We start from the raw sequence: 12039 nt of genomic DNA, 5'->3' as shown, positions 1-12039 counted from the left end.
AGGCCGGGAGCGGCGCCGCCGCTCAGCCGTCCTGGTGCTGCGCGTGGAATTCGTCGTACGCCTCGACGATGCGCGCGACGAGCGGATGGCGCACCACGTCCGCGCTCGTGAAGCGCGTGAGCGCGATGCCGCGCACGCCGCCGAGCACCTGCTGCGCCTCGACGAGGCCGCTCTTGTGGCCGCGCGGCAGGTCGACCTGGCTCGTGTCGCCGGTCACGACCGCCTTCGAGCCGAAGCCGATCCGCGTCAGGAACATCTTCATCTGCTCGGGCGTCGTGTTCTGCGCCTCGTCGAGGATGATGAACGCGTGGTTCAGCGTGCGGCCGCGCATGTACGCGAGCGGCGCGATCTCGATCATCTGGCGCTCGAACATCTTGGCCGTCTTGTCGAAACCGAGCAGGTCGTACAGCGCGTCGTACAGCGGCCGCAGGTACGGGTCGACCTTCTGCGCGAGATCGCCCGGCAGGAAGCCGAGCCGCTCGCCGGCCTCGACGGCCGGGCGCGTCAGCACGATCCGCTTGACCTGGTCGCGCTCGAGCGCGTCGACCGCGCACGCGACCGCGAGGTAGGTCTTGCCGGTGCCGGCCGGCCCGATGCCGAACGTCACGTCGTGCTGCAGGATCTGCTTCAGGTATTCGCGCTGCGCGGGCGTGCGGCCGCGCAGGTCGGCGCGCCGCGTGTAGAGCTTCGGCCCCGGCTCTTCCTCGGGCTCGCTGGCGTCGAGCTGCGCGACGGGCTCGTCGAACGGATGATCGGGGTCGCCGCGAAAGCGCACGTCGAGCGTGTCCTGGCGGCCGTTGCCGGCCGTGTGGCGCACTTCGACCAGCGCGAGCTGGATGTCGTCGACCGACAGCGGATCGCGCGCGCGGTTGTAGAAGTTTTCGAGCGCGGCGAGCGCGAGCTTGGCGCCGCGCCCGCGGATCGTGATCCGGTGGCCGCGCCGCGCGAGCGTGACGTCGAGCGCCTGTTCGATCTGCCGCAGGTTTTCGTCGAGCGGGCCGCAGAGGTTGGCGAGGCGCGCGTTGTCGTCGCGCGGGGCGGTGAATTCCAGTGCTTGGACGGTCTTCAAAGTAGCGTCGGGCTCCTGTCGGGCGTCGGTCGGTCAGTGGGTGGCCGCGCTCGCGTCGTCGCTGACGAGCACGAGCTCGCCGCGCAGCGAGTGCGGGTACGCATGGTTGATCTTCACGTCGATCATCTGGCCGATCAGGCGCGGGTGCGACGCGAGCGGCGCCGGGAAATTCACCACGCGGTTGTTCTCGGTGCGGCCCGCGAGCTCGTTCGGGTCCTTGCGCGACGGGCCCTCGACGAGGATCCGCTCGACCTTCCCGACCATCGACTGGCTGATGCGCACGACGTTCTCCTCGATCGTCGCCTGCAGATGTTGCAGGCGTTTGAGCTTCACTTCGCGCGGCGTGTCGTCGGCGAGGTTCGCGGCCGGCGTGCCGGGGCGCGGGCTGTAGATGAACGAGAAGCTGGTGTCGTAGCGCATCTCGTGCACGAGCGCCATCATCTTGTCGAAATCGTCCTCGGTCTCGCCGGGGAAGCCGACGATCATGTCGGTCGACAGCGACAGGTCCGGGCGGATCGCGCGCAGCTTGCGGATCACCGACTTGTACTCGAGCACCGTGTAGCCGCGCTTCATCGCCATCAGGATGCGGTCGGAGCCGTGCTGGACCGGCAGGTGCAGGTGGCTCACGAGCTTCGGCACCTTCGCGTACGTGTCGATCAGGCGCTGCGTGAATTCCTTCGGGTGCGACGTCGTGTAGCGGATCCGCTCGATGCCGGGGATGTCGGCGACGTATTCGATCAGCGTCGCGAAATCGGCGATGTCGGTCGAACCGGCCGTCAGCGCGCCACGATAAGCGTTCACGTTCTGGCCGAGCAGCGTGACTTCGCGCACGCCCTGGTCGGCGAGGCCGGCCACTTCGGTCAGCACGTCGTCGAGCGGGCGCGACACTTCATCGCCGCGCGTGTACGGCACCACGCAGTAGCTGCAGTACTTCGAGCAGCCTTCCATGATCGACACGAACGCGCTCGGCCCCTCGACGCGCGCGGGCGGCAGGTGGTCGAACTTCTCGATTTCGGGGAACGTGATGTCGACCTGCGCGCGGCCGCTCGCGCGGCGCGCGTCGATCATCTGCGGCAGGCGGTGCAGCGTTTGCGGGCCGAACACGAGGTCGACGTACGGCGCGCGCGACACGATCGACGCGCCTTCCTGGCTCGCGACGCAGCCGCCGACGCCGATCAAGAGGCCCGGCTTCGCTTCCTTCAGCTCGCGCACGCGGCCGAGATCGGAGAACACCTTTTCCTGCGCCTTCTCGCGCACCGAGCACGTGTTGAACAGGATGATGTCCGCGTCTTCCGGCGTGTCGGTCTTTTCGAGGCCTTCGGCCGCATTGAGCACGTCCACCATCTTGTCCGAGTCGTACTCGTTCATCTGGCAGCCGAAGGTCTTTACGTAAACTTTCTTGGTCATGGGGATTCGCCGTTCGCAGTGGTTGACCTGGGGGCGTCGTCAAGGGTGAATCGAGACGGCCGTGCGCGGCACGCGAATCGCGCGCATCAGGCAGGAAGGCCGTCGGGAAAGCCTTCCATTATAGCTTTTCACGCCACGACGGACGGGCGGCCGGTTGCGGGCGCGCGACGCCGGTTTTCACGTTCCGACCCCGAACAGCTGGCGAGGCGGCCGTCAGCGGCACGCGTTCAGCAGGTCGTCGAGCGCGGCTTCCTCGCGCGCGAAGCGCTCGGCGAGAAAATCGAGCAGCACGCGCACGCGCGGCGCCATGTAGCGCTTGCTGTGATAGATCGCGTGCAGCGGCGCGTCCTGGTGTCGCCAGTCGGGCAGCAGCACGCGCAGCCGGCCCGCGCGGACGTCGTCCGCGATGTCCCACAGCGACTTCAGCGCAATGCCGTGGCCGCGCAGCGTCCATTCGCGCGTGAGGCCGCCGTCGTTGGTCTCGAACGCGGTCGATACCGGCACCGTGTGGATCTGCACTTCGTCGCCGCGCGTGAAATGCCAGGTGTTCATCGGGCCGGACGCGATCGTGATCACGTTGCACGGAAAGCGGGCCAGATCGTGCGGATCGGCCGGCACACCATGGCGTTCGACGAACGACGGCGCCGCGCACAGCACGCGCCGGTTGGTCGCGAGCCGGCGGGCGATCAGCGCGCCGTCGGGCGGCGCGGCGAAGCGGATCGCGAGGTCGATCTCGTCCTGCCACAGATTCGCCGACGAATCGGACGCCGTCAGCGAGAACGTGACGCCCGGATGCAGCGTCGTGAATTCGTGGAGCCAGTCGAGCAACTGGTGGCGGCCGAAATCGGACGTCGACGACAGCCGCACCTTGCCACTCACGACGTTGCGGCCTTCCTGCAGCATCGCGTCCGCGTCGTCGAGCGCCTGCAGCGCCTGGCGGCAGCAGTTCAGGTACAGCTTGCCTTCGTCGGTGAGCCGCAATTGCCGTGTCGAGCGTTCGAACAGGCGCGTCGCGATCTTCGCCTCGAGCTTCGCGAGCCGCGCGCTCGCGGCGGCCGGCGTGAGGTTCAGCTTGCGCCCGGCGGCGGACAGGCTGCCGAGCTCGGCAGCCTCGACGAACAGCCGGATGTCGCCCAGTCGGTCCATGCGATTTTCCAGAAATATTTGAAAATGGTTCAAATGCCACGCCAATTATCAAATATAGGCGTCTTCGGGACAATGCGCGCACATCCCGCTTTCTTGTGCGGTGCGGCACCGACCGGCGCCGCGGCCGCCGCCTTCCGGAGAACGTCATGCCCATTCCGCTCCTGGCGCTCGCGATCAGCGCCTTCGCCATCGGCACCACCGAGTTCATCATCATGGGCCTCTTGCCCGAAGTCGCGCACGACCTCGCCGTGTCGCTGCCGTCGGCCGGCCTGCTCGTCACCGGCTACGCGCTCGGCGTCGCGGTCGGCGCGCCGCTGCTTGCGGTGCTGACGAGCCGCATGCCGCGCAAGGCCGCGCTGCAACTGCTGATGGCGATCTTCATCGTCGGCAACGTGCTGTGCGCGACCGCGTCCGGCTACGCGATGCTGATGGTCGCGCGCGTCGTCACGTCGTTCGCGCACGGGTCGTTCTTCGGGATCGGCGCGGTGGTCGCCGCGTCGCTCGTACCGGCCGACAAGCGCGCGAGCGCGATCGCGCTGATGTTCACCGGGCTCACGCTGTCGAACGTGCTCGGCGTGCCGTTCGGCACGTTCGTCGGCCAGCTGCTCGGCTGGCGCGCGTCGTTCTGGATCGTCGCCGCGCTTGGCGTGCTGGCGCTCGGCGGCGTGGCCGCGCTGGTGCCGAACCGCCACGACAGCGGGCCGGTCGGCCTCGGCCACGAAGTGCGCGTGCTGAAGGAGCCGCAGGTGTGGCTCGCGCTGCTGATGACCGTGCTCGGCTTCGGCGGCGTGTTCGTCGTGTTCACGTACATCGCGCCGATTCTCGAGACCGTGTCGGGCTACTCGCCGCGCGCGGTCGCGCTGATCCTCGTGCTGTTCGGCGCGGGGCTGACGGTCGGCAACACGATCGGCGGCAAGCTGGCCGACCGCGCGCTGATGCCGTCGCTGATCGCGATCCTCGTCGCGCTGATGGCCGTGATGGCCGTGTTCGCGAAGACGAGCCACCTGCCGGTCGCGGCCGCGGTCACCGTATTCGTCTGGGGGATCGCCGCGTTCGCGACGGTGCCGCCGCTGCAGGCGCGCGTGGTCGAGAAGGCCGCGAGCGCGCCGCATCTCGCGTCGACGCTGAACATCGGCGCGTTCAACGTCGGCAATGCGGGCGGTGCGTGGCTCGGCGGCCTCGCGCTGGAACACGGCTTCGCGCTCGATGCGCTGCCGTGGGTCGCGGTCGCGGTGACGTTCGCGGCGCTGGTCGTCACGTGGCTCGCGATGCGGCTCGATGCGCGCGGCCCGGCGCGCGGCGCGGCGCCGGCGGCGCAGTGAGCGGTCGCCACGGCGCGCCGCGCGACGACGCCATAGCGGCAGGAAAAGGTTCGCGAGAAACGCATTCCTCCGCGATGCTGATAACGGTGTGAAGATAACTTCGTTTGCCCGTACCAGGCCGGGTGATAGCGTTTCGATACGCGCCAATGACCGGCGCAACCCGATTCCGATTCCGGCTTACCCCTACGCAGGGCCGCGCAGCGGCCCGGAGGCAATGCTATGTCTTCATCCCTGGCGCTCGTGCGCGACGTGTCTTCCTTCGAGTCCGGCAATGCCGCCGACGGACGCGGCGCCGCGTCGCTCGACGCCCTCGAGCAGGTCGTCGGCGTGAACCTCGCACGCTTGCGCGCCGAGCGGCAACTGTCGCTCGATGCGCTTGCGCGGCTGTCCGGCGTGTCGCGCGCGATGCTCGCGCAGATCGAATCCGCGCGCAGCGTGCCGTCGATCAAGGTGCTGTGCAAGATCGCCGCGGCGCTGAAGGTGTCGGTCGCCGCGTTCCTGCGGCGCCATGCGGTGAACGGTTTCGAGCATCTGGCGGCCGAGCGCGCGTCGCGCGTCGTCAGCTCGAACGGCCGTTTCTCGGCACGTGCGCTGTATCCGGAAGGCGAGCCGGCCGCGGCCGAATTCCACGAGCTGCGGATCGCGCCGCTGCATACCGAGCCCGGCGCGCGCCGCGCGCCCGGCACGACGGTCAACCTCGTCGTCAGTGAAGGCACGCTCGAAGTGAGCGTGCACGACCGCCGCCAGTTGCTCGCGACCGGCGACGCGATCGTGTTCGACGCCGACCAGCCATACAGCCTGCGTAACCCGGGCGACAGCGAAGCGCGCGCGTTCCGCGTGACGGTGAGCCCCGAGGTGCCGCCGCGCTGGCTGGTGCCCGACGCGGCGCACGCGGCGGTCAACTGATCGCGCAGGCCGCGCGGCGCGGCTGCGCTCCGCGCTTTTCGCGGGATCGCGGCTCCGTCCGCCGGCCGTTCGGACGATACCGTTAGACGGGGTCGTCAGTAAGGTTTTACGCTGCGCGTCGCGCGCGGCTGTTGTATGCTTGGCCCGCCGATGACGGGGTGTTCCCGTCCGGCAATCAGTGCGTCTTCAGGGCGGGGCGAAATTCCCCACCGGCGGTAGGCTGGCGTAAGCCGGCGAGCCCGCGAGCGCCCGCGCATCCGCGCGGGGTCAGCAGATCTGGTCGAATGCCAGAGCCGACGGTCACAGTCCGGATGAGAGAAGATGTGCAGATAGTCATGTCCGTCAGGGCCGCTTCGCGCTGCATGCGAAGCGGGTTGTCGTTCTGTCTGTTTGCAATGCCCTGAAACGTTTTTCGCCCAAATCGTATTTGCGAGGAGCGTTTCACATGTCCTTGATGTCCGTTTCGTCGGCGCCTGCCGACGCCTTTGCCGATCTCCCGTTGCTGGATTCCGAACCGGTGCCGCCGCGCATTGCCGCCGCGCTCGACGCGATGCGCGCAGGTCGCGCGGTCGTGCTGCAGGACGACCACGACCGCGAGAACGAAGCCGACCTGATCGTCGCCGCCGAGCGCATCACGCCCGAAACGATGGCGCTGCTGATCCGCGAGTGCAGCGGCATCGTGTGCCTGTGCCTGACCGACGACACGGTGCGGGCGCTCGAACTGCCGCCGATGGTGCAGACCAACGAAAGCCGCAACGGCACCGCGTTCACCGTATCGATCGAGGCGCGCGAAGGTGTGCATACCGGCGTGTCGGCCGCCGATCGCGTGACGACGATCCGCGCGGCGATCGCCGACGGCGCGAAGCCGCACGACATCGTGCGCCCCGGCCACGTGTTTCCGTTGCGTGCGCAACCGGGCGGCGTGCTGGCGCGCCGCGGTCACACCGAAGGCACGGTCGACCTGTCGATCCTCGCGGGCCTGAAGCCGGCCGGCGTGCTGTGCGAGCTGATGAATCCGGACGGCACGATGACGCGCGGCGACGACGTCGAGCGCTTCGCGCAACGGCACGGGCTGCCGATGCTGACGATCGCGGAACTCGTCGCGTTTCGCGAGGCGCTGGCGGCGGCGCGCGAACGCTGCTGCGAGCCGGCCTGAGCGAAGGAAAGGCGGGCGCGTTCGCGCGCCCGTCGCGCGGCCGGATCGACCGATCCGGCCCGAACGACGATCAGGACTGCACGTCGCCGAATTCGCCGCGCATGCCGGCCTCGACGAGCGCCGGCAGTTCGTCCATCTGGCGCATGATTCGCGTGATGCCCATCGCGCGCAGCGCGTCCGCATAGTTGTCGGGGATGTGGCTCGCGCCGACGAACGCGATCGTCTTCATCCCGGCCGCCCGCGCGGCATTCAATCCCGAGATGCTGTCCTCGACGACGACGCAGCGCGCCGGCGCGACGCCGAGCGTTTGCGCCGCGTGCAGGTAGACGTCGGGATAGGGCTTCGGCCGCGCGACCTGTTCGGAGCTGAACACGCGCTCGCCGAAGATCTCGGTGAGCGACGCGCGCTTGAGCGAACTGCGCACGCGCACGAGCCGGCTGTTCGACACGACGGCGGCCGGCAGCGTGACCTTCAGCAGCGCGTCGCGCACGCCGCTGATCGGCGCGAGCGATTGCGCGAGCGCGACCTCGATGTTGTGCTCGATGGTCTCGATGAAGTTGGCGGGCATCTCGACGCCGAAGCGGGCTTCGATGCCGGTGAGGAAACGCGACGTCTGCTGACCGAACGCCGACTTCGCGGCGGCTTCGAAATCGAGGTTCGGGAACGTGGCGGACAGCGTGTCGAGCAGCACGCGGTCGGCGATGACTTCGCTGTCGACGAGCACGCCGTCGCAGTCGCAGATGAGGTGATCGAGCATGGTGATGAAAACGCGGGATATCGGCGACGCCGATCGATTCGCCATCATACGTGCTTTCACGCGCAGGCCGCGCGGTGTGGCGGTAAATGTGCCCGATGGGGCCGCGCCGGTGCGGTAGGTCATGCGGCAGCGGCGATCCGTTTGCCGGTTGCCGCCATTCGCGGCGTCAGAGCTCGGTCGCCCGCCTCGTCGAAAAGAAGGGCGTGAAGCGCGCGGCAGCGCACGCCGCGCGCGTCGTCCACACCGCGATCAGGCCATCGCGTGCAGGCGCAGATACAGGCCGGCTGCCGCGGCGCCGCCGAGCAGCGGGCCGATCACCGGCACCCACGCATAGCGCCAGTCGCTGTCGCGCTTGCCCGGAATCGGCAGCAGCGCATGCATGATGCGCGGCGACAGGTCGCGCGCGGGGCTCATCGCATACCCGGTCGGGCCGCCGAGCGAGATGCCGATGCCGAGCACCAGCAGGCCGACGGGCAGCGCGTCGAGTGCGCCGAGGCCGACTTGCGGCGACGCGAGATACAGCACGCCGAGAATCAGCACGAACGTGCAGATCGCTTCGGTCAGCACGTTGTGCGTGGTGCTGCGGATCGCCGGCGCCGTGCAGAACACCGCGAGCTTCAGGTCCGCATCGGCTTCCTTCGCGAAGTGCTGGCGATACGCGAGCCACACGAGCAGCGCGCCCGCCATCCCGCCGAGCATCTGCGCGAGCACGTAGCCGCCGACTTTCGACCATGCGAACTTGCCCGCGAGCGCGAGGCTGATCGTGACGATCGGATTCAGGTGCGCGCCGCTGAACGACGCGGTCACGTAGACCGCGACGAATACCGCCATCGCCCAGCCCATCACGATCACGATCAGGTCCGCGCCTTTGCCCTTGGTCTTTGCAAGCAGCACGTTTGCGACCGCGCCGTTGCCGAGCAGCACGAGGATCGCGGTGCCGATGAATTCTGCAATATAAGGTGACATGATTGTCTCTCGAAGTCACGGCGGACTCGCGCGCTGCGCGGTCCGCCGGTGTTGTTGTATGTCGTTTGAAGTCGTTCGGATTACTGGGTGTCGTCGGCCCATGCCTTCGCGGCGCGTACCGCACGCTGCCAGCCGGCCATGCGCTGCTCGACCTGCTCCTTCGGCATCGACGGTGCGAAGCGGCGATCGAGCTGCCACTGGTCGCGCACTTCGTCGAGGTTCTTCCAGTAGCCGATCGCGAGGCCCGCGAGATAGGCCGCGCCGAGCGCGGTCGTCTCGGTGATCTGCGGACGCACCGCGTCGACGCCGAGCAGATCGGCCTGGAACTGCATCAGCAGGTCGTTCGCGCTCGCGCCGCCATCCACCCGCAGCTCGCCGATGCTGATGCCCGAATCGGCTTCCATCGCGGCCAGCACGTCGAGCGACTGGTAGGCGATCGCATCGAGCGCCGCGCGCGCGAGGTGCGCGGCGCTCGTGCCGCGCGTGACGCCGAACACCGAGCCGCGCGCCCGCGCGTTCCAGTGCGGCGCGCCGAGGCCGGCGAACGCGGGCACGAGGTAGACGCCGTCGGTATGCGGCACGCTCGCGGCGAGCGCCTCGATTTCGGCGGCCGTCTTGATGAGGCCGACGCCGTCGCGCAGCCACTGCACGACCGCACCCGCGATGAAGATGCTGCCTTCGAGCGCGTACTGCACGTCGTCGCCGATCTGCCACGCGATCGTCGTGACGAGGTTGTTCTTCGACTCGATCGGCTTGTCGCCGGTGTTCATCATCAGGAAGCAGCCGGTGCCGTAGGTGTTCTTCACCATGCCCGACGTCGTGCACATCTGGCCGAACAGCGCCGCGTGCTGGTCGCCGGCGATGCCCGCGAGCGGGATCTTCGACGCGAACACGGTGGTCTTCGTGTGGCCGTAGATCTCCGACGACGCCTTCACTTCCGGCAGCATGCTGCGCGGAATGTCGAGCAGTTCCAGCAGTTCGCTGTCCCACTCGCGCGTGTGGATGTTGAACAGCATCGTGCGCGACGCGTTGGTCACGTCGGTCACGTGCAGCTCGTGCTTCGTGAAGTTCCACACGAGCCAGCTGTCGACGGTGCCGAACGCGAGCTTGCCCTGACGCGCCTTGTCGCGCGCGCCCGGCACGTTGTCGAGGATCCAGCGGATCTTCGTCGCGGAGAAGTACGAGTCGATCGGCAGGCCGGTCTTCGCGCGCACCTTCGCTTCGAGCCCTTGCTTCTTCAGCGAGTCGCAGAAGTCGGCGGTGCGGCGATCCTGCCAGACGATCGCGTTGTAGACGGGCTGGCCCGTCTCGCGATCCCAGACGATCGTCGTCTCGCGCTGGTTGGTGATGCCGATCGCGGCGATCGACGTGCCGTTCAGGCCCGTGCGCGTGACGGCTTCCGCGGCGACGCCGGCTTGCGTCGACCAGATTTCCTGCGGGTCGTGCTCGACCCAGCCGGGTTGCGGGTAGATCTGTTCGAATTCCTTCTGGGCGATCGATACGATGTTGCCCTGGCGATCGAACAGCATCGCGCGGGAACTCGTGGTGCCCTGGTCAAGCGCGAGGATGTACTGGTCCTGCATGTCTCTCATCTCCATCCGTGGATTGGCTTAGTTGTGATGCGCGCCGCATGTGGGCGGCGCGTCGGTGAATCAACGTCGGTCAGGCAACGGCAACTGCAACTTGCATTCGAGTCACGCGTGCGGCGCGTGCGCGGCGGCGAACCACGCGTCGACCGCGGCGGTCACGGCGTCCAGCGTGCCGGGCGCGACGTGCAGGCCCAGCTTCGAGCGACGCCACAGCACGTCCTGCGCGCAGGTCGCCCATTCGGCGTCGCGCAGGTAGCGCAGTTCGGCGTCGTGGATGCCCGGTGCGATTTCGGCGCCGAGGTCGGCGAGCGAGGTCGCGCCGTCGACCACGCGCTCCGCACGCGTGCCGTACGCGCGCGCATAGCGGCGTGCGAGCGCGGCGGGCAGCCACGGATGGCGTTTCGCGAACGCACTGGCGAACCCGTCGAATTTCGCGTCGGCGATATCGCCGCCCGGCAGCGCGACGCCGGCCGTCCAGGTCTTCGCGTCGCGGCCGAGCGCGCGGCACAGCATGTCGCCGGCTTCTTCCGCGAGCTTGCGGAACGTCGTGATCTTGCCGCCGAACACCGACAAGAGCGGCGCGCCCGCGCCGTCGTCGAGTTCGAGGCGATAGTCGCGCGTGACGGCCGACGCGTTCGCCGCGTTCTCGTCTTCCAGCAGTGGGCGCACACCCGAATAGGTCCAGTGCACGTCGGCCGGCGAGATCTTGCGCTTGAAGTAGCGGTTGATCGAATCGCACAGATACTGCGTCTCGTCGCGATCGATCGCGACCTTCGCGGGATCGTTCGTGTATTCGACGTCGGTCGTGCCGATCAGCGTGAAGTCGTGCTCGTACGGAATCGCGAAGATGATCCGCTTGTCCGGGTTCTGGAAGATGTACGCGTGATCGTGATCGAACAGCCGGCGCGTGATGATGTGGCTGCCCTTCACGAGCCGCACGCTGTGATGCGCGCCGCGGCCGAGCGCGCCGTGCAGCACGTCGCCGACCCACGGGCCGGCCGCGTTCGCGATCGCGCGTGCCTGCACGACGCGGATCGAACCGTCGGCGTGCTGGAGCCGCGCTTCCCATTCGTCGCCGCGGCGTTCGGCGGACACGAGCTTCGTTCGCGTCAGGATCTCGGCGCCGCGCTCCTTCGCATCCATCGCGTTCAGCACGACGAGGCGCGCGTCGTCGACCCAGCCGTCGGAATACACGAAGCCGCGCTTGATCGAGTCGATCAGCGGCGCGCCGGCCGCATGGCGGCGCATGTCGATGCCGCGCGAGCCGGGCAGCAGTTCGCGTTTCGCGAGGTGATCGTAGAGGAACAGGCCGATGCGGATCAGCCAGGCCGGGCGCAGATTCGGCATGTGCGGCATCACGAAGCGCAGCGGCCACATGATGTGCGGCGCCGCGCGCAGCAGCGTTTCGCGTTCCTGCAGCGCCTTGCGCACCAGTCCGAACTCGTTGTACTCGAGGTAACGCAGGCCGCCGTGAATCAGCTTCGTGCTGGACGACGACGTGTGCGACGCGAGGTCGTCCTGCTCGCAGAGCATGACCGACAGGCCGCGGCCGGCCGCATCGCGCGCGATCCCCGCGCCGTTGATGCCGCCGCCGACGACGAGCAGATCGTAGCGATTCGGTTGGGTCACCTGCTGTCCTTATCGTCTGTTGAAATAGGGCGAACATGAAATGTTCGAATTCGAAATTTAACGAACGAAATCGAAAAAGTAAAGTTCGAAAA

The 12039-nt window shown here is 68.2% G+C and carries 10 protein-coding genes and 1 riboswitch; of the genes, 3 read left to right on the top strand and 7 right to left on the bottom strand.

The features are described 5' to 3' along the window. Positions 1–22: 22 nt before the first annotated feature. The 3 genes from HWX55_RS30240 to HWX55_RS30230 all read right to left on the bottom strand — a co-directional run bounded on the left by HWX55_RS30240 (position 23) and on the right by HWX55_RS30230 (position 3622). Positions 23–1069, bottom strand: coding sequence for a PhoH family protein (locus tag HWX55_RS30240; RefSeq protein WP_050014641.1), 1047 nt, complete (start codon positions 1067–1069; stop codon positions 23–25). 33 nt (positions 1070–1102) lie between these two features. After that, positions 1103–2476 (bottom strand): tRNA (N6-isopentenyl adenosine(37)-C2)-methylthiotransferase MiaB, encoded by a 1374-nt coding sequence (gene miaB, locus HWX55_RS30235; RefSeq protein ID WP_175978372.1) that lies wholly within the window; start codon positions 2474–2476, stop codon positions 1103–1105. A gap of 213 nt (positions 2477–2689) precedes the next feature. Continuing rightward, on the bottom strand, positions 2690–3622 hold the full coding sequence (locus HWX55_RS30230) for a LysR family transcriptional regulator (protein ID WP_175978371.1): 933 nt from the start codon (positions 3620–3622) through the stop codon (positions 2690–2692). Between the two features lie 146 nt (positions 3623–3768). On the opposite strand from HWX55_RS30230, the gene HWX55_RS30225 reads away from it, so the two are divergent. The 3 genes from HWX55_RS30225 (at position 3769) to ribB (ending at position 7006) form a co-directional block, all read left to right on the top strand. Further along, a complete protein-coding gene (locus HWX55_RS30225; protein ID WP_175978370.1) occupies positions 3769–4944 on the top strand; it encodes an MFS transporter in 1176 nt (391 codons plus the stop codon). 219 nt (positions 4945–5163) lie between these two features. Beyond that, positions 5164–5850, top strand: a complete 687-nt coding sequence (locus HWX55_RS30220) for an XRE family transcriptional regulator (RefSeq protein WP_050014630.1) — start codon at positions 5164–5166, stop codon at positions 5848–5850. Positions 5851–6028: 178 nt separating this feature from the next. Continuing rightward, a riboswitch (FMN riboswitch) is annotated at positions 6029–6177 on the top strand. A gap of 118 nt (positions 6178–6295) precedes the next feature. Beyond that, entirely contained in the window at positions 6296–7006 is a 711-nt protein-coding gene (ribB, locus tag HWX55_RS30215) for a 3,4-dihydroxy-2-butanone-4-phosphate synthase (protein WP_012329192.1), read from the top strand. Positions 7007–7076: 70 nt separating this feature from the next. On the opposite strand, the gene HWX55_RS30210 is transcribed toward ribB, so the two are convergent. The 4 genes from HWX55_RS30210 to glpD all read right to left on the bottom strand — a co-directional run bounded on the left by HWX55_RS30210 (position 7077) and on the right by glpD (position 11947). Continuing rightward, on the bottom strand, positions 7077–7763 hold the full coding sequence (locus HWX55_RS30210) for an HAD family hydrolase (protein ID WP_175978369.1): 687 nt from the start codon (positions 7761–7763) through the stop codon (positions 7077–7079). A 249-nt stretch (positions 7764–8012) separates the two neighbouring features. After that, the gene (locus tag HWX55_RS30205) at positions 8013–8729 is read right to left on the bottom strand and encodes an MIP/aquaporin family protein (RefSeq protein WP_050014615.1); all 717 of its coding nucleotides are present in this window, start codon (positions 8727–8729) and stop codon (positions 8013–8015) included. 80 nt (positions 8730–8809) lie between these two features. Then, positions 8810–10312, bottom strand: a complete 1503-nt coding sequence (glpK, locus tag HWX55_RS30200; RefSeq protein ID WP_011546147.1) for a glycerol kinase GlpK — start codon at positions 10310–10312, stop codon at positions 8810–8812. 111 nt (positions 10313–10423) lie between these two features. Continuing rightward, entirely contained in the window at positions 10424–11947 is a 1524-nt protein-coding gene (gene glpD, locus HWX55_RS30195) for a glycerol-3-phosphate dehydrogenase (RefSeq protein ID WP_050014611.1), read from the bottom strand. Positions 11948–12039: the final 92 nt, after the last annotated feature.

It is taken from the genome of Burkholderia sp. BCC1047, from assembly GCF_902833155.1.
Classification (GTDB): Bacteria; Pseudomonadota; Gammaproteobacteria; order Burkholderiales; family Burkholderiaceae; genus Burkholderia; species Burkholderia sola.
The sequence above is the reverse complement of the archived record's forward strand: the minus strand, read 5'-3'. Positions and strand labels throughout refer to the sequence as shown.